This is a genomic window from Streptomyces sp. NPDC031225, assembly GCF_055570355.1.
Genome location: NZ_JBVIHJ010000012.1, coordinates 143,267 through 159,348, shown reverse-complemented (window position 1 = coordinate 159,348; position 16,082 = coordinate 143,267). Strand labels below are relative to the sequence as shown.

17 protein-coding genes are annotated in these 16,082 nt (G+C 72.2%); 8 read left to right on the top strand and 9 right to left on the bottom strand.

All coding sequences use genetic code 11. The annotated features are described in order from the left end of the window. Window positions 1–20 precede the first annotated feature (20 nt). The 3 genes from ACZ48Z_RS21745 to ACZ48Z_RS21735 form a co-directional block, all read right to left on the bottom strand. Window positions 21–962, bottom strand: a complete 942-nt coding sequence (locus tag ACZ48Z_RS21745) for a chitosanase (protein WP_468737501.1) — start codon at window positions 960–962, stop codon at window positions 21–23. Window positions 963–1,117: 155 nt separating this feature from the next. Beyond that, the gene (locus tag ACZ48Z_RS21740; protein WP_468737500.1) at window positions 1,118–2,095 is read right to left on the bottom strand and encodes an acyl-CoA dehydrogenase family protein; all 978 of its coding nucleotides are present in this window, start codon (window positions 2,093–2,095) and stop codon (window positions 1,118–1,120) included. Beyond that, window positions 2,095–3,234 (bottom strand): acyl-CoA dehydrogenase family protein, encoded by a 1,140-nt coding sequence (locus ACZ48Z_RS21735; protein ID WP_468737499.1) that lies wholly within the window; start codon window positions 3,232–3,234, stop codon window positions 2,095–2,097. Before ACZ48Z_RS21735 ends, ACZ48Z_RS21740 begins: the two co-directional genes overlap by 1 nt. Window positions 3,235–3,281: 47 nt before the next feature. On the opposite strand from ACZ48Z_RS21735, the gene ACZ48Z_RS21730 reads away from it, so the two are divergent. From ACZ48Z_RS21730 to ACZ48Z_RS21720, 3 genes are read left to right on the top strand one after another with little or no spacing between them, the layout of a single operon-like run. Beyond that, window positions 3,282–4,064, top strand: coding sequence for an SDR family oxidoreductase (locus ACZ48Z_RS21730; RefSeq protein ID WP_468737498.1), 783 nt, complete (start codon window positions 3,282–3,284; stop codon window positions 4,062–4,064). A gap of 13 nt (window positions 4,065–4,077) precedes the next feature. Further along, window positions 4,078–4,692 (top strand): TetR/AcrR family transcriptional regulator, encoded by a 615-nt coding sequence (locus ACZ48Z_RS21725; protein WP_468737497.1) that lies wholly within the window; start codon window positions 4,078–4,080, stop codon window positions 4,690–4,692. A gap of 26 nt (window positions 4,693–4,718) precedes the next feature. Then, window positions 4,719–5,876: an acetyl-CoA C-acetyltransferase gene (locus tag ACZ48Z_RS21720; RefSeq protein ID WP_468737496.1), complete on the top strand. Its 1,158-nt coding sequence runs from the start codon at window positions 4,719–4,721 to the stop codon at window positions 5,874–5,876. Between the two features lie 47 nt (window positions 5,877–5,923). On the opposite strand, the gene ACZ48Z_RS21715 is transcribed toward ACZ48Z_RS21720, so the two are convergent. From ACZ48Z_RS21715 to ACZ48Z_RS21700, 4 genes are read right to left on the bottom strand one after another with little or no spacing between them, the layout of a single operon-like run. Next, window positions 5,924–6,973, bottom strand: a complete 1,050-nt coding sequence (locus ACZ48Z_RS21715; RefSeq protein WP_468737495.1) for an NAD(P)H-dependent flavin oxidoreductase — start codon at window positions 6,971–6,973, stop codon at window positions 5,924–5,926. After that, a complete protein-coding gene (locus tag ACZ48Z_RS21710) occupies window positions 6,973–7,689 on the bottom strand; it encodes a CoA-transferase subunit beta (RefSeq protein WP_468737494.1) in 717 nt (238 codons plus the stop codon). The genes ACZ48Z_RS21715 and ACZ48Z_RS21710 overlap by 1 nt, the downstream gene beginning before the upstream one ends. Next, complete coding sequence (locus tag ACZ48Z_RS21705; protein WP_468737493.1) at window positions 7,686–8,492, bottom strand: CoA transferase subunit A; 807 nt, start codon at window positions 8,490–8,492, stop codon at window positions 7,686–7,688. Before ACZ48Z_RS21705 ends, ACZ48Z_RS21710 begins: the two co-directional genes overlap by 4 nt. Next, window positions 8,489–9,247: an enoyl-CoA hydratase family protein gene (locus tag ACZ48Z_RS21700; protein WP_468737492.1), complete on the bottom strand. Its 759-nt coding sequence runs from the start codon at window positions 9,245–9,247 to the stop codon at window positions 8,489–8,491. Before ACZ48Z_RS21700 ends, ACZ48Z_RS21705 begins: the two co-directional genes overlap by 4 nt. Window positions 9,248–9,303: 56 nt before the next feature. Here ACZ48Z_RS21700 and ACZ48Z_RS21695 point away from each other — a divergent pair, with 56 nt between their 5' ends. Together ACZ48Z_RS21695 and ACZ48Z_RS21690 are read left to right on the top strand one after the other, a co-directional pair. Then, window positions 9,304–10,053, top strand: coding sequence for an SDR family oxidoreductase (locus ACZ48Z_RS21695; protein ID WP_468737491.1), 750 nt, complete (start codon window positions 9,304–9,306; stop codon window positions 10,051–10,053). Window position 10,054: 1 nt separating this feature from the next. Further along, entirely contained in the window at window positions 10,055–10,960 is a 906-nt protein-coding gene (locus ACZ48Z_RS21690; protein ID WP_468737490.1) for an SDR family oxidoreductase, read from the top strand. A gap of 95 nt (window positions 10,961–11,055) precedes the next feature. Here the strand turns inward: ACZ48Z_RS21690 and ACZ48Z_RS21685 are convergent, their stop codons facing one another. Beyond that, entirely contained in the window at window positions 11,056–11,937 is an 882-nt protein-coding gene (locus ACZ48Z_RS21685; RefSeq protein WP_468737489.1) for a hypothetical protein, read from the bottom strand. 41 nt (window positions 11,938–11,978) lie between these two features. Next, a complete protein-coding gene (locus ACZ48Z_RS21680) occupies window positions 11,979–13,748 on the bottom strand; it encodes a glycoside hydrolase family 35 protein (protein WP_468737488.1) in 1,770 nt (589 codons plus the stop codon). 84 nt (window positions 13,749–13,832) lie between these two features. Between ACZ48Z_RS21680 and ACZ48Z_RS21675 the strand changes: the two genes are divergently transcribed. The 3 genes from ACZ48Z_RS21675 to ACZ48Z_RS21665 all read left to right on the top strand — a co-directional run bounded on the left by ACZ48Z_RS21675 (window position 13,833) and on the right by ACZ48Z_RS21665 (window position 16,071). Further along, the gene (locus ACZ48Z_RS21675; protein WP_468737487.1) at window positions 13,833–14,708 is read left to right on the top strand and encodes a helix-turn-helix domain-containing protein; all 876 of its coding nucleotides are present in this window, start codon (window positions 13,833–13,835) and stop codon (window positions 14,706–14,708) included. A 299-nt stretch (window positions 14,709–15,007) separates the two neighbouring features. Next, window positions 15,008–15,358, top strand: a complete 351-nt coding sequence (locus tag ACZ48Z_RS21670) for a chorismate mutase (RefSeq protein WP_468737486.1) — start codon at window positions 15,008–15,010, stop codon at window positions 15,356–15,358. 137 nt (window positions 15,359–15,495) lie between these two features. Then, entirely contained in the window at window positions 15,496–16,071 is a 576-nt protein-coding gene (locus ACZ48Z_RS21665) for a response regulator (protein WP_468737485.1), read from the top strand. The last annotated feature ends 11 nt before the right edge of the window (window positions 16,072–16,082 follow it).

Below are 16,082 nucleotides of genomic sequence, written 5' to 3'. Positions count from 1 at the left end.
AGGCGCCGTCGCATGTCCGCCTACGGCACCCGGTACGTCTCCCCGTACACCTGCCACTCCAGGGGTGGCGTCAGGTCCAGGTTCCCCTCGTTCAGGAACCGCCGCTGGGCCGTGTCGATGCGGGAGGTGTCGATGTCCGCCTTGCGGGTCTTCATGGCGGCCCGGCGGATGTCCAGGAAGGCGTCCAGATAGGCCTTTTCGGAGCCGCCCCCGGCCGGGCTGGCGGCCTCCTGGAGGGCGCGGGCGCGCAAGCCGTAGAAGCTGGCGGCGTCGGTGCCGGGGCCGTGGAAGACCATGGCGTCGTAGTAGACGAACTGGCCGAGCGCACCGAGGCCGTCGAGCTTGGCGAGGCGGACGGCGGGGTCGAAGTAGACGCGGTCGCGTTCCGCGTCCTGGGCGGCCCGGAAGGCCGGCCGGGAGGCCTCCGCCTTCCAGGCGGCCGTGAAGCCGGGGTCCAGGCCCTCGTGGGAGTCGGTGCCGTCGACCGCGCGCAGGGCGGGCAGGTAGGTCGCGAGGCCGTTGCCGGGGTGGTCCTGCGTGTAGCGCTCGACGAGGGTGAGCAGGTCGTGGGTGCCGGTGCAGAAGCCGATGAGGCCGGCCGTGTAGCCCTGGCCGTCGCCGATGTCCTCGACATAGGCGTAGGCGCTGCGCCAGTCGAGGGTGGAGTTCTCGGCGCTCGCCACCAGCTGCTGCGCGAGCTCCTTCTCGGCGGGGGCGTCCAGGCCCGGCGGCAGGCCGGCGGGCGTCTCGTCGTCCTTGGGGCTCGCCGTCCGCGCCGGCTGTTCGGCCCGGGCCTTGGCGTCCCGGGTGTCCTGGCTGTTCGCGGACGAGTGCGACCGTGGGGCGCCGGAGAGGCCGGGGGCCGCCCGCCCCGCGTCGGACTGCTGGGGCGCGAGGACACAGACCGACGCCGTCACGACCACGGGGACGGTTGCGAAGAGCAGTACTCCGGCGCGTTTCAATGGGCTCCCGTCAGCTCGGCGGCCTTGGTCCACATGCTCCCGCCTGCACGCGGACGCGACGGCCGTTTCGGGGAGCGTACGCGCAGGCGAGGGTGACCGCACGGCGGGAGAGCAGGCCGCCGAGGGACTCGCCGCCACTGACTCGTCCCGGTCCTTCAGCGGCGGCGACCACCACTGAGGACGGCCGCGCGGCACTCGTCGGGGGTGCCCCACGCGGTGCGCAGCACGCGGGCCTTGGTGAGCCAGAGGGACAGGTCGCACTCCGCCGTGTAGCCGATCGCGCCGTGCAGCTGGAGCGCGGTCCGGGCGGTCCGGTACGCCGCCTCGCAGGCCGTGACCTTGGCGGCGGCGACGTCCGAGGGGGTCAGGGTCAGGGCGGCACCGAGGAGCAGCGGGCGCGCGAACTCCAACGCGAGCTTGGCGTCGGCGAGTTGGTGTTTGACGGCCTGGAAGGAACCTATGGGCGCGCCGAACTGGGTGCGCTGTCCGACATGGGCGACGGTCATGTCGAGGAGGGCGAGGCCGACGCCGAGGGCCTGGGCGGCGGTGGTGAGGCGGGCGGTGCTGAGGGCGTGGGCGGCGGCGACGGTCACCTGGGGGCCGGTGGCGAGGAGTTCGCCCCCGGCGGGGAGGGGGGAGAGACGGCGGGCCGGGTCGAGGGACGGACGGGGCGGGGTGGCGGGCGGGGGAGCGAGGTGCAGTTCCGTCCCGGAGAGTGTCAGGCGTACGTCCGCCATGTCGGCGTCCAGCGCGTACGACCCCGTGGCCAGGGTCGCCGTCGACTCGCCCGAGGCCAGCGCGGGCAGCAGGCGCTTGGCCGGGCCGGTGTCGTCCAGCGCCGCGAGCAGTGCCGCCGCCGTCACCGTCTCCACCAGTGGGCCCGGTACCGCGTGCCGCCCCAACTCCACGAAGGCCACGGCGAGTTCGACCGGGCGAGGGCCCATGCCCTCATAGGTCTCCGGGACCGCCAGGGCGAGGACGCCAGCCTCGGCGACACGGCGCCACAGCGCACGGCCGCTGCCATGGTCGCCGCGGCTCCGGTCCCGTATCACGCGGGGCGTGTCCGCGGCCGTCAGCATCGCGTCCAGGGAGGCGGCGAACGCGCGCTGTTCGGAGTCGAGCAGAAACCGCATCACCGGCGTCCCTTCGGCAGGCCCAGTACGCGTTCGGCGATGATGTCGCGCTGGATCTCGTTCGTACCGGCGTAGATGGGGCCGGCCAGCGCGAAGACGTACCGCTCGGACCACTCCGTGTCCGCGGACCCGCCCTCCTCGCCCAGGATGTCCAGGGCCGTCTCGGTGAGCGCGATGTCGTACTCGGACCAGAAGACCTTGTTGAGGCTGGACTCGGGGCCGAGTGCGTCGCCGTCCAGGAAGCGGGAGGCGGCGGCGTAGGTGAAGAGCTGGTAGGCGCGGGCGCCGATCAGGGCGTCCGCGACCCGGTCGCGGGTGTCCCGCGGGCTGCCCTGGGTCCGCCACAGGGAGTGCAGACGGTCGGCGGCCGCGAGGAAGCGGCCCGGGGAGCGGAGCATCAGCCCGCGTTCGTTGCCCGCCGTGGACATCGCGATCCGCCACCCCTGTCCGGGCTCCCCGATGACGTCCGCGTCCGGTACGAACACCTCGTCCAGGAAGAGTTCGGCGAAGGCCGGCTTCCCGTCTAGGCGGCGGATCGGCCGCACGGTGACTCCGGGGGCGCGCAGGTCGAACATCAGATAGGTCAGGCCCTGGTGGGGCCTCGGGGTGTCCGGGTCGGTGCGGAACAGGCCGAACGCGCGGTCCGCGAAGGCGGCCCGGGACGACCAGGTCTTCTGGCCGCTCAGCAGCCAGCCGCCCTCCGTGCGCACCGCCTTCGCCCTCAGGGACGCCAGATCCGAGCCCGCCTCCGGCTCCGACCAGGCCTGCGCCCAGACCGTCTCCCCGGTGGCCATCGGCGGCAGTACGCGCGCGCGTTGCTCCGGTGTGCCGTGGTCGAAGAGGGTCGGCGCGAGGAGGCTGATGCCGTTCTGGCCGACACGGCCGGGGGCTCCCGCCGCGTAGTACTCCTCCTCGAAGAGCAGCCAGCCGATCAGACCGGCGTCCCGGCCGCCGTACGCCGTCGGCCAGTTGACCACCGACCAGCGGTCCGCCGCGAGCTCCGCCTCCCACGCCCGATGGGCCGCGAAGCCCTCCTCGGTCTCCAGGGAGGGAAGGGGAGCGGCGGGCACATGCGCGCGCAGCCACGCGCGGGCCTCGGCGCGGAAGGCCTGATCCTCCTGCGTGAACGCCAGATCCATGGACACCGTCCTTCCCTAACAAGTGTTTGGTAGGTTAGCGTGACGCCATGACAGGCGTCGAGAGCCCGGTGTACGAACCGGGGCACGGGCTGCTGAAGGGACGCACCGCCGTCGTCACGGCCGCGGCCGGCGCGGGCATCGGCGGGGCGACCGCGCGCCGCTTCCTGGAGGAGGGCGCGCGCGTCCTGATCAGCGACGCACACGCACGTCGGCTGAAGGAGTGCGAGGCGGCTCTGGCCCGGGAGTTCCAGGGCGCGGTGACGTCCGTGCCGTGCGACGTCACCGACGAGGCGCAGGTCGGCGCGTTGTTCGACACGGCCGTACGGGAGCACGGGCGACTGGACATAGTCGTCAACAACGCGGGCCTTGGCGGGACGTCGGAGCTCGTCGAGATGACCGACGAGCAGTGGAACCGGGTCCTGGACGTCACCTTGAACGGCACGTTCCGGTGCACCAGGGCCGCCCTCCGACGTATGCGCGAAAGAGGCGGCGTCATCGTCAACAACGCCTCCGTCATCGGCTGGCGCGCCCAGGCCGGCCAGGCGCACTACGCCGCCGCGAAGGCCGGCGTGATGGCACTGACCCGGTGCGCCGCCCTGGAGGCCGCCGAGTACGGCGTACGCGTCAACGCCGTGTCACCCAGCCTCGCCATGCACCCGCATCTGGTGAAGGTGACGTCGGCGGAGCTCCTGGAGGAACTCACCGCGCGCGAGGCCTTCGGGCGGTACGCGCAGCCCTGGGAGGTGGCCAACGTCATCGTGTTCCTGGCGTCCGGCTACTCCTCGTACATGACGGGCGAGGTCGTCGCCGTCAGCAGTCAACACGCCTAGGACAATGGACGATGTGCCGACCAAGAAGAAGCCCCAGGTGAGCGCCGCGGCGCCCGCGCGCCGACGCGAACTCCTCGACACCGCCGCCGAGGTCTTCGCCGAACAGGGCTACAACGCCACGACCGTACGCAAGATCGCCGACCACGCGGGCATGCTCGCGGGCAGCCTCTACTACCACTTCGACTCCAAGGAATCGATGCTGGAGGAGATCCTGCGGACCTTCCTCGACGAGCTCTGGGACGGCTACGACACCGTCCTGGGCGCCGAGTCGGGACCCCGCGAGACCCTGGAGGCCCTGGTCACCGAGTCGTTCCGGGAGATCGACCGGCACCGCGCGGCCGTCGCGATCTACCAGAAGGAGAGCAAGCAGCTGGTCGCGCAGGAGCGGTTCGCGTTCCTCGCCGAGTCGCAGCGCAGGTTCGAGAAGACCTGGCTGTCCACGCTGGAGCGCGGGGTCGCGGCCGAGGTGTTCCGGGCCGACCTCGACGTACGGCTGACGTACCGGTTCGTGCGCGACACCGTGTGGGTCGCCGCGTCCTGGTACCGGCCCGGCGGACAGCACAGCCCGGAGGAGATCGCCCGGCAGTACCTGTCGATGGTGCTGGACGGGATCGCCGTACGCACGTAACTCATTGGGACGTCTGGGGAGTTGCCATGGCCGAGGCCTACATCGTCGAAGCGGTCCGTACGCCCGTCGGGCGGCGCGGGGGAGGACTGAGCGCGGTCCACCCGGCCGATCTGGGCGCACATGTGCTCAAGGCGCTGATCGCGCGCGTGGGCGTGGACCCCGCCGCCGTCGAGGACGTCGTGTTCGGGTGTCTGGACGCGGTCGGCCCACAGGCCGGGGACATCGCGCGGACCTCGTGGCTGGCGGCCGGACTGCCCGAGGAGGTGCCCGGGGTGACCGTGGACCGGCAGTGCGGGTCCTCGCAGCAGGCCGTGCACTTCGCCGCACAGGGCGTGCTGTCCGGGACGCAGGACCTGGTCGTCGCCGGCGGGGTGCAGAACATGTCGATGATCCCGATCGCCTTCGCGACCCGGCAGGCCGCCGAACCCCTCGGACTGACGCAGGGGCCCTTCGCGGGCAGCGAGGGCTGGCAGGCGCGCTACGGGGACCGGCCGGTGAACCAGTTCGTCGGGGCCGAGACGATCGCCGCCAAGTGGGGCATCAGCAGGCAGGACCAGGAGGAGTTCGCCCTGCGCTCGCACCGGCGGGCCCTGCGGGCCATCGACGAGGGGCGCTTCGAGCGCGAGACGGTGGCCTACGGCGAGGCCGCCGTCGACGAGGGCCCGCGCCGGGACACCTCGCTGGAGAAGATGGCCGGGCTGAAGCCGGTCATCGAGGGCGGCACCGTCACGGCCGCCTGCTCCTCACAGGTCTCCGACGGCGCGGCCGCCATGCTGATCGCCTCGGAGCGGGCGGTCCGCGAACACGGCCTCACACCACGCGCCCGCGTCCACCACCTCTCCGTGTGCGGCGAGGACCCCATCCGCATGCTCACCGCGCCCATCCCCGCCACCGCCCACGCCCTGAAGAAGACCGGCCTCACCATCGACGACATCGACCTCGTCGAGATCAACGAGGCCTTCGCCCCGGTCGTCCTGGCCTGGCTGAAGGAGACCGGCGCCGACCCCGGCAAGGTCAACGTCAACGGCGGCGCGATCGCCCTCGGACACCCGCTGGGTGCCACGGGCGTGAAGCTCATGACGACCCTGCTCCACGAACTGGAGCGCACGGGCGGCCGGTACGGACTCCAGACCATGTGCGAGGGCGGCGGGCAGGCGAACGTGACGGTCATCGAGCGTCTGTGACGACGGAGTCGGACGACGTGACGGTGATCGTCGGGCGGGTGTGACGGTCATCCAAGGTCTCTGAGGCTCGCCAGCACCTCCTCCGCCTCCTTCACGATCCGTTCCACCAGTTCTGCGCACGACGGCAGGTCGCCGATCACCCCGGCGACCTGGCCGGAGGCCATGACTCCGAGATCCGTACGGCCGTCCACCATCGCGGACCTGAGCAGCATGGGCGTGTTGGCGGCGAGCAGGACCTGGCTCCAGGACAGGTCCTTGCCGTGACGCATCGCGAGGCCGTCGCGGGCCATCGCCCGCCAGGTCAGCCCCGACAGCCTCCGGAAGCCGGCCGCTCTGTGCACCGCGTGCCAAAGGGCCCTGGCCCGGCCGGAGTTCTCCAGCGCGGTCACCAGGTCGGTGCGGAGCATGCGGTGGGGGAGTCCGTCGACCGCCCGGGTCACCGTCACGTCCTTGACCGTCGCCGCCAGATAGCGTGCCTTCACCGCCTGCGGCACCGTCGAGTCCGAGGTGAGCAGGAACCGGGTGCCCATGGCGACGCCCGCCGCCCCGTACGCCAGCGCGGCGACCAGGCCCCGCCCGTCGAAGAAGCCGCCCGCCGCCACGACCGGGATGTCCACCGCGTCCACGACCTGCGGCAGCAGTACGGTCGTCGCCACGTCCCCGGTGTGCCCGCCGCCCTCCCCGCCCTGCACGATCACCGCGTCCGCGCCCCAGGCCGCGACCTTCTCGGCATGCCGGCGGGCCCCGACGGACGGGATCACGACGACCCCCGCCGCCTTCAGCTCACCGACCAGCCCGGCGGAGGGGGCGAGCGCGAAGGACGCCACCCGCACGCCCTCGTCGACGATCAGGCGCACCCGGTCCCCGGCGTCCGCCGCGTCTGCCCGCAGATTGACACCGAAGGGTGCGTCCGTACGGGACCTCACCTCCCTTACCGCGTCGCGGAGTTGGTCGAGCGTCATGGTCGCGGAGGCCAGGATGCCGAGTGCGCCCGCGTTCGCCGTGGCGGAGACCAGGCGTGGTCCGGCGACCCATCCCATCCCGGTCTGCACGATCGGGTGGCGGACGCCGACCAGCCGGGTGAACGCGGTCTCCATCAGCTGCCGACCTCCCGGGAGCGGGCGTCGTGCGGGTCGAGCACCTCACGGATCAACTCCAGCTCCTGATCCGTCGGTTCACGGGTGTACGGCACCTCGTCCTCGATCACCGGATCGAAGCCGGTGGCCTCCCTGACCTGGTCCACGGTGACCCCCGGATGCAGCGACGCCAGCCGCATCGAGTGGTCCGGCGTCGCGAAGTCGAAGACGCCCAGGTCGGAGACGACCCGGGGGATCCGGTGGTACCGGGCACCGGCCGCGTGGTCGTACCCCACCCCGCACACCATGTCGACCTTCTCCACGAACACCCGCCGGGAGTGCCTCGGCACCCAGTAACTGGTCGGGTTGTTGAGGGTGTTGACCGGCGCTCCCCGTACCCCGAGCAGCTGCCGCTTCGGCCGCTCCCAGTCGCCGATGCAGGAGATGTTCTGGTTGCCGTACCGGTCGATCTGGCTCGCGCCCATCATCACGTGCCGCCGGCCGCCGGTGACCAGGGCGAGATGCTGCCGGTACGGCAGCCAGCCCTCGACGGTGCCGTCGTCCCGCACGAGCATCGCCTCGCCGTCGGTGAGGAGGAGGTCGGGGGAGAACGTCCGCCGGGCCAGGCGGGCGCCGACGGAGGGGATCAGGCCCATCGGGCTGGCGAGGATCTCACCGGCACCGCGCCAGGCGTCGGCGCAGGCGATCACGCAGTACTCGCTCCGCGTCACGGTCATGGTGTCCTCCCCTGGAGGTAGTGCTCGGCGAACTCCGGCCAGGGCGTGGTCGCGTACTCCTTCTGGGCGGCCTCGTCCCGGTCGTAGTCCGGTGCGCAGGACGTGAAGTGCGCTCCGTTCGGGGCCTCGACGACCCCCGTCACCGAGTGCCGCCTGATCAGGAGGGACTGAGGGGCCGCCGCCTTCGTCAACTCGGCGGTGTCGACGACCTGTTCGCACGAGACGTAGGCCGCGTCGGCCGCTTCGCAGAACAGGTCGTCGAAGTACGGGTCCGGGCCCAGGTACTGCCCGTTGCCCAGCCGGTCGGCACGGTTGACGTGGACCAGGGCCGCGTCGAGACGCAGGGCGGGCATGGCGACGAAGGTCTCCCCGTCGTCGTACGGCGACGTCACCGTGCGCAGGCCGGGGTTGACCCGCATCACGTCCGAGCCGATGCCCGCCCGCACCGGCAGGAACGGCAGCCGGTTGGCCGCCGCCCGCAGGCCCCACATGAACATGGCCTCGTCGATCTCCATGAGCGCGAAGGCGCCGCGCTCGCGGGCCGCCCGGTAGTGCGGTTCCAGGGGGATCGAGTCGAGGGTGACGAAAGGGGCGACCAGTTTCCGTATCCGGCCGGCGGCGGCGAGCATGCCGACGTCCGGGCCGCCGTACGAGACGACGGTCAGGTCGGTGACGTCGGACCGCAGCAGCGCGTGGACCAGGGCCATCGGCTTGCGGCGGGAACCCCAGCCGCCGATGCCCAGGGTCATCCCACTGGCCAGCCGGGCGACCGCCTCGTCGGCGGACATCGTCTTGTCGCTCACGTCCCGTCCCTTCCGAACCTGTCGCGGACCCGGTCGGCGACCCCGCCGACGCTCGCCTCGAAGGTGAAACCCTGCTCGAAGCGGTAGCTGCGGCGGACGTCGACGGGGTCGATGCCGTTGATGGCGGCCTTGGCCAGGCGCAGCAGCTCGCCGTCCTTGGCGGCTATCTCGCGGGCCAACTCCACCGCGGCGGCGGTAAGTTCCTCGCGCGGGACCACCCGCCACACCGAGCCGTGCGCGTGCAGCTCGGCGGCCGTCACCGTGCGCGAGGTGTAGTACAGGGCGCGCATCAGATGCTGCGGCACCAGCCGGGACAGATGGGTGGCCGCGCCCAGCGCCCCGCGGTCCAGCTCGGGCAGTCCGAAGGTGGCGTCCTCGCTCGCCACGACGACGTCCGCGTTGCCCACGAGCCCGATCCCGCCGCCCAGACAGAACCCCTGGACGGCCGCGACGACGGGCACCTCGCACTCGTACACCGCCGAAAAGGCCTCGAAGCAGCCGCGGTTGGCGCCGACCAGAGCACCCGGCCCCCGGGTCTGGAGCTCCTTGATGTCCACGCCCGCGTTGAACCCGCGCCCCTTCGCGGCCAGCACCACACACCGGACCTGCGGGTCGCGGCCCGCGGTGCGCACGGCGTCGGCCAGGGCGAACCAGCCGTCCACCGGCAGGGCGTTCACCGGCGGGAAATCGACCGTGACGACGGCGACGCCCTCTTTTTCCAGCCCCTTTTCCGGGGGCGAGGTGGAGACACCCATGGAAGCATCAGCTACCTTTCCACCAAACGTTTGTTAGGTGAGAAGGGTAGCGGCGAATGGAGCTGAACGGGAAGGTCGTGGTCGTCACCGGCGGAACACGGGGAGTCGGCGCCGGTATCGCCCGCTCCTTCGTGCAGGCGGGAGCGGAGGTCGTCGTCTGCGCCCGCAGGCCCCCCGAAGTCCCGGTGCCGAAAACACGGTTCGCACAGGTCGACGTCCGGGACGCCGACGCCGTACGGCACTTCCTCGACGAACTGCCGCGCCTGGACGTACTGGTCAACAACGCGGGCGGCGCCCCCTACCGGCTGCTCTCCGACAACCGCCCCGAACGGCACCTCCGCGTACTGGAGTTGAACCTCCTCGCCCCGCTGACGGTGTCCCTGGCCGCCTACGAACACCTGAAGCGCAGCCGCGGCTCGATCGTCATGATCGGGAGCGTCAGCGGCGGCCGGCCCTCACCCGGCGCCGCCGCGTACGGAGCGGCCAAGGCGGGCCTGGAGAACCTCGCCCGCTCGATGGCCGTGGAGTGGGCGCCGGACATCCGCGTGAACACCCTGGTCGTCGGCATGGTCGACACCGAGCGGTCCCACCTCTACTACGGCGACGAGGAGGGCATCGCCGCCGTCTCCCGCACGGTCCCCCTCGGCCGCCTCGCCCAGCCGTCGGACGTGGGAGCGGCAGCCGTGTTCCTCGCCTCGGACGCCGCCGCCTACATCAGCGGGGCCTCCCTGCTCGTGCACGGCGGCGGCGAGCGGCCCGCCTTCCTCGACGCCACCAACGCGACAACCGTCGGCAAGGAGACCTGAGATGACCGGAATCTGCGACGGCCGGGTCGTCGTCGTCACCGGCGCGGGCCGCGGCCTCGGCCGTGCCCACGCCCTCGCCTTCGCCGCCGAGGGCGCCCGCGTCGTCGTCAACGACCTCGGCGTCGGCCTCGACGGCACACCGGGCCCCGACAGCCCCGCCGCACTCGTCGCCGACGAGATCCGCGCGGCCGGCGGCGAGGCGATCGCACACGGCGGCGACATCGCCACCACCGACGGCGCCGCCTCCCTCGTCCGGGCCGCCCTCACGGCGTACGGCCGCCTCGACACCCTCGTCAACAACGCCGGGTTCCTGCGCGACCGGATGCTGGTGAACCTGGACGAGGACGACTGGGACGCGGTGATGGCCGTACACCTGAAAGGGCACTTCCTGCCGCTCAAGCACGCGGCGGCACACTGGCGGGCGGAGGCCAAGGCGGGCCGTGCGCCGACGGCCCGGGTCGTGAACACGTCCAGCGGGGCAGGCCTGTTGGGCTCGATGGGACAGGGCAACTACAGCGCGGCGAAGGCGGGAATCGTGGCCCTGACCCTGGTCGCCTCAGCCGAACTCGCCCGCTACGGCGTCCAGGTCAACGCGATCGCCCCCGCGGCCCGGACGAGGATGACGGAACGCACCTTCGCCGACACGATGGCGGCCCCTTCGGGGGGCTTCGACGCGATGGCCCCGGAGAACGTGTCGCCGCTTGTCGTCTGGCTGGGCTCGGAAGCGAGCGCGGGGGTGACGGGCAGGGTCTTCGAGGCGGAGGGCGGCCTGATCACGGTGATGGAGGGGTGGCGGCCGGGCCCGAGCGCGGACAAGGGCGCGAGGTGGACTCCGGCGGAGGCGGGAGAGACGGCACTGAAGCTGTTGGGGGAGGCCGGGACACCCGAGCCGGTGTACGGGGCGTAACCGGATCCACCCAGGGGCGCGGGGCTCTGTTGGATTTACGGCTACCGCCGCGCGGGCGCGACCAGCCACAGCGATGCGGCAGACGGCAGACGGGATCAGGTATCGCACTCCAGAACCGTCCGGCACAGCGCACACCGTGCCCGCACCCGCCCCCGCACCGGCACCCGAATCCGCTGATGACAGGTGGGGCAGGGAAACGACACCCGCAGCCCACCCCCGTCCGGCGTGAACGCGTACGGCACCCCCGGCCCCGGCCCGGACCCCCCGTGCCGCCGGTCACGCGCGTACCGCCGCCGCCCCGCCCACCCCGCCGCCGTGAGCGGCGGCTGCTGTTCGTCCTCCCGGGCCCGGGCCATCCCCTTCACATACGCGGTGTACGCCTGCGCACTGGTGAACCACACCGACGGATCCTCACCGAACACCAGCGACCGCTTCGCCAGCACATACCCGAACTCCTCCGGCGTGAGATAGCCGAGCTTCTGCGACGAGGCCGCGTCCTCCCGGTACGCGTCGAGCAGCAGCCACCCCGCCCCGAGATACGTCGTCGCCGTGTCCGTGAGGATCTCGTTGTCCCCCGTCCCCGGGAAGGACAGCCCGAGCCGGTGCAGATACACATGCATGATCTCGTGCGCCAGCGCCGCCCCGATGTCCCGCCGATGCGTACGGAAACGGTCGTTCAGCTCCACGAAGTACTCGGGCCCCGCGTTCAGTTCGACGTTCGCCGCATGGGTCATCTCCCGGAACCCGACGACGAGCCGGGCGTCCGGCAGCCGGTAGTGCCGCACCAGCTCCCGGGCCACCCGCTGCGCACCCAGATGGAGATCGTCGGTGTCGCAGAACGCCACGTCCACCGGGGCCACACTCGTCGCGAACGTCTGGACGGTGTCGTACGAGAGCCGCTTCCAGAGCGCGGTGATCGACGCCCGCACCTGCTCCAGGTGCGGGTAGCCGTGTTCGACCGGTCCGTCGTTCGCCACGCCGGCACCCCCAGGACGCCCAGAACCCGATACCACTCACTCTACGAGGGCACGCCCGGAATATCGCCGGCCGTATCCGGCGCCCGCAGCCGGAGCACCGGCCCGCCCGCCGGCGCCCCCTCCAGCTCCAGCACCCACACCTCGTTGCCGCCCTCCCGCAGCACCGGCCCGGGCACGTACAGCGACCGCTGCGGGCCCACGGACCAGTACCGGCCGAGGCCGAAGCCGTTGACCCACACGAACCCACGGGTCCAGCCCGGCAGCTCCAGCACCGCGTCCCCGGCACCCCGCACGCTCACCTCACCCCGGTACAGTCCGGGCGAGCCGTCCCCGGGAACCCCGCGGAAGTCCAGGCCCTCCAACGAGTCCAGCGCGTCCAGCCGCAGCCCCCGCGCCCGCACCCCGTGCAGGAACTGCCGCTCGTGCAGCAGGCCCCCGGTGATCCCCTTGCCCTCCCCACTCCGCGGCCCGTAGTTGACCCGCCCCAGCGACTCCACCCACAGCTCCACGCGCGCGTGCCCCGCCACCGGCTCCTTCAGCCGCACTTCGTCCTCGGTGAGCACCCCGGCCCGCTCCCCGTCGACGTACACCACCGCCAGGTCCCGCAGCCCGCGCACCGTCAGCGGATACGGCTGCCGCGGACCCGGCACCGTCACCTCGTACCGCACCAGCCCCCGGTCGACGTCCAGCTCCTCGAAGCCCGGCGGGACAGGGCCCTCGACGGACGGACCGCCGCGCGCCTCCAGCACGGCCGCCAAGGACAGCCACCCGGCCGGCTCCACATCCCCCGGCGCCCCCAACACCCCGGGCGCGGGCGGAAGTTCCGCCACCGGACCGTACGCGGACAGCACCTCACGAAAACGCCAGAACTTCTCCGTCGGCCGCCCGTACTCGTCGATCGGCGCGTCGTAGTCGTACGACGTCACATCCGGCTCCAGCGGACCGTCGTGCAGCGCGCCCCCGCCCCGGTTCGCGCCCGCCCAGCCCGCGAAGTTCGTGCCGCCGTGCGCCATGTACAGGTTCACCGACGCACCGCACTCCAGGATCTCCCGCAGCGTCGCGGCCGCGTCCCCCGCGTCCCGGACCACATGCTCGCCGCCCCAGTGGTCGAACCAGCCGCACCAGAACTCCATGCACATCAGCGGGCCGTCCGGACGGTAACGGCGCAACACCTCGAAAGCCGAGCGGGCGTCCGAACCGAAGTTGACCGTGGCGAGGACACCGGGGACCGAACCGCCGCTCAGCATGTGGTCCTCGGCACCGTCCGACGTGCACAGGGGAACGGTCACGCCCTGAGCGCGCAACAACTCGGCCAGCCACCGCAGATACCCCGCGTCCGTGCCGTAACTGCCGTACTCGTTCTCCACCTGCACCATGAGCACCGGGCCACCCCGGTCGATCTGCCGGGCCACGACCTGCGGCAGCAGCCGCCCGAACCACCGCTCCACCTGCGCGAGATACACCGCGTCGCTCGTACGCGCGTGACCCTTCAGCCAGTGCGGCAGCCCACCGTTCTCCCACTCCGCGCAGATGTACGGACCCGGACGGACCACCGCCCACAACCCGGCCTCCCGCGCCGCGTCCAGGAACCGGCCCAGCGCCTCCACGTCCCGGACGTCACCCGGATGCGGCTCGTGCAGGTTCCACGGCACGTACGTCTCCACGCAGTTGAGGCCCATCGCCCGCAGCATCGCCAGCCGGTGCCCCCACTGCGCCTCGTGCACCCGGAAGTAGTGCAGCGCACCGGACAGCAGCCGCACCGGCCGCCCGTCCAGCAGGAAATCGCTTTCACCCGTCGTGAACTCGCTCATAGGCTCCACCCTCACCACTGGCGGCGCCCCCGTCCATGGACAAAGATCAGCGCTGCTTGGACCGAAGCGCATGCAAGGAGCGCGATGTACCACACCTGGATGCGGTTCCTCACCCCCAGCCCCGTCCACCACCGCCTGGGCCTGGTCTGCCTCGGCGTCGGCCTCCAGCACGGCGCACTGCCCACCGTCGGCCCCCGCACCCTCGACAGCCACGTCGCCGTCGTCATCAGCACCGGCACCGGCTGGTACGAGACCCCCGACGGCCGGCGCACGACGGTCACCGCGCCCGCCCTGCTGTGGCTCACACCCGGAGTCCCGCACCGCTACGCACCCGACCCGGAGACCGGCTGGGACGAGGGATTCGTCGGCTTCACCGGACCCGCGACCACCACATACACCGAACTCGGCTACATCGAACCGGACCGCCCCGTCGTCCCCCTCTCCGACGCCACCGGCCCCCGCGCGGTCATCGCCCGCATCGTGCGGGCCGCCCGCCGCGACAACCCCGTCCTTGAAGTGGAGACCGGCGCCGCCGTCCACGAACTGCTGGTCACCCTGCGCCGCGCCCGCGCCGACCTCGCACCCGACGGCGACCCCGTCCTCAAGTCCCTCGCCCGCGACGCCTTCAAGGCCATGTCGGTCGCCGACCACGCCACCCGGCACGGCATGACCCTCGCCGAACTGCGCACCGCCGTCCGCCGCGGCGCCGGCTGCAGCCCCAAGGACTACCTCCTCGGCATCCGCCTGGGCCGCGCCAAGGAACTCCTCGCCGCCACCGAACTCCCCGTCGCCTCCGTCGCCCGCCGCGTCGGCTACGACGACCCCGCCTACTTCTCCCGCCTGTTCACCCGCCGCGTCGGCATGGCCCCGATCCGCTTCCGCGCCCAGGAGGGCCGCGCGGTCCCCGGCGGCTGGAGCAACCGGGTCCCCGACCCGGACGATCCGCCGACGATCAGGTGATCCCGTGTGCCGTGCCGTGCCGTGCCGTTCGCCCGCCGGGTGGGGAGGGCCCTGGTCCGTTTCCGCGCCCGGGAGGCCGCATGGTCGGCGTCCGCATCCGTGCCCGGGAGGGCCGCATGCTTGCCGTCGCATCCGTGCCCAGGACCGCCGTCCCTTTCCGCGCCAGGAGGGCCGCCCGGTCCCGGTCCCTCTCCGCGCCCGGGAGAGCCGGACCGTCCCGGCGGCTGAAGCAACCCCGGTCCCCGACCCGGACGATCCGCCGACGGTCAGGTGATCCCGGGCCCGTAGGGTTGTCGCCCATGACCACCAGCAACAACGCGACCGGTGCCGTCGACCCCGCCGTCCGCGAGGAGCTCGCCCGGCTGCGGGACAGCATCGACAACATCGACGCGGCCGTCGTCCACATGCTCGCCGAACGCTTCAAGGCCACCCAGCAGGTCGGCCACCTCAAGGCCCGCCACCAGCTCCCGCCCGCCGACCCGGCCCGCGAGGCCCGCCAGATCGAGCGGCTGCGCACCCTGGCCGAGAACGCCCGACTCGACCCGGCCTTCGCTGAGAAGTTCCTGAATTTCATCATCGCCGAGGTGATCAGACACCATGAGCGCATCGCCGAGGACACCGTGAACGACCCGACCCCGTCCACCGGCTGACCTCGGCCTCCACCCCGGGGACGTGACACGGCGGTCCGCACACGGCATGCTGCCCCGTGCACTCCTTGTCAGCCAACGAGCACTCCGCGTCAGCACGCGGGCGTACGCTGACTGTCCGCGAGGGAGGGACGTGGGCCATGCCGTCGGATGCCAAGATCCTCATCGTCGACGACCACGAGGACACGCTCTACGCCCTGGAGAGCGCCCTGGCCCCGCTGGGCTACCAGCTCGGCCGGGCCACCAGCGGCGACGAAGCCCTCAAGCAGGTACTGCGCGGGCAGGTCGGCCTCCTCCTCCTCGACGTGCGCATGCCCGGCGTCAGCGGCCTCGACGTGGTCCGCTACATGCGGCGCCTGGAACAGACCCAGCACATCCCCGTCATCCTCCTCACCGGCTTCGGCCCCGACCACGAACTGACCTCCGCCGCCTTCGGACTCGGCGTCGCCGACCTCGTGATGAAACCCATCGACCCCTGGGCCCTGCGCACCAAGGTCCGCTACCTCTACGACGCCCACCGGCGCCACCTCGCCCTCACCCAGGAAGTGCGCGAACTGCGCGCCCTGGTCAAGGACCACCCCGACGACAACAAGGCCCAGGACCACACCGGCGTCGACAGCGGCCAGGGCCCCGCCCTGCCCCACCCGGACGCCCGCGTCCCCGTGCAGCGCGGACAGGGAGCGCACACCGGGGAGCTCGAACAGGACCGGACATAAGGCGTGTACCG

Excerpts from the sequence above, each read along its gene's own strand:
- ACZ48Z_RS21710 (WP_468737494.1), bottom strand. The coding sequence starts at position 7,689 with ATGACCGTGACGCGGAGCGAGTACTGCGTGATCGCCTGCGCCGACGCC.
- ACZ48Z_RS21715 (WP_468737495.1), bottom strand. The coding sequence starts at position 6,973 with ATGGAGACCGCGTTCACCCGGCTGGTCGGCGTCCGCCACCCGATCGTG.
- ACZ48Z_RS21665 (WP_468737485.1), top strand. The coding sequence starts at position 15,496 with ATGCCGTCGGATGCCAAGATCCTCATCGTCGACGACCACGAGGACACG.
- ACZ48Z_RS21720 (WP_468737496.1), top strand. The coding sequence starts at position 4,719 with ATGGCCGAGGCCTACATCGTCGAAGCGGTCCGTACGCCCGTCGGGCGG.
- ACZ48Z_RS21730 (WP_468737498.1), top strand. The coding sequence starts at position 3,282 with ATGACAGGCGTCGAGAGCCCGGTGTACGAACCGGGGCACGGGCTGCTG.
- ACZ48Z_RS21680 (WP_468737488.1), bottom strand. The coding sequence starts at position 13,748 with ATGAGCGAGTTCACGACGGGTGAAAGCGATTTCCTGCTGGACGGGCGG.
- ACZ48Z_RS21695 (WP_468737491.1), top strand. The coding sequence starts at position 9,304 with ATGGAGCTGAACGGGAAGGTCGTGGTCGTCACCGGCGGAACACGGGGA.
- ACZ48Z_RS21670 (WP_468737486.1), top strand. The coding sequence starts at position 15,008 with ATGACCACCAGCAACAACGCGACCGGTGCCGTCGACCCCGCCGTCCGC.
- ACZ48Z_RS21700 (WP_468737492.1), bottom strand. The coding sequence starts at position 9,247 with ATGGGTGTCTCCACCTCGCCCCCGGAAAAGGGGCTGGAAAAAGAGGGC.
- ACZ48Z_RS21735 (WP_468737499.1), bottom strand. The coding sequence starts at position 3,234 with ATGGATCTGGCGTTCACGCAGGAGGATCAGGCCTTCCGCGCCGAGGCC.
- ACZ48Z_RS21740 (WP_468737500.1), bottom strand. The coding sequence starts at position 2,095 with ATGCGGTTTCTGCTCGACTCCGAACAGCGCGCGTTCGCCGCCTCCCTG.
- ACZ48Z_RS21675 (WP_468737487.1), top strand. The coding sequence starts at position 13,833 with ATGTACCACACCTGGATGCGGTTCCTCACCCCCAGCCCCGTCCACCAC.
- ACZ48Z_RS21690 (WP_468737490.1), top strand. The coding sequence starts at position 10,055 with ATGACCGGAATCTGCGACGGCCGGGTCGTCGTCGTCACCGGCGCGGGC.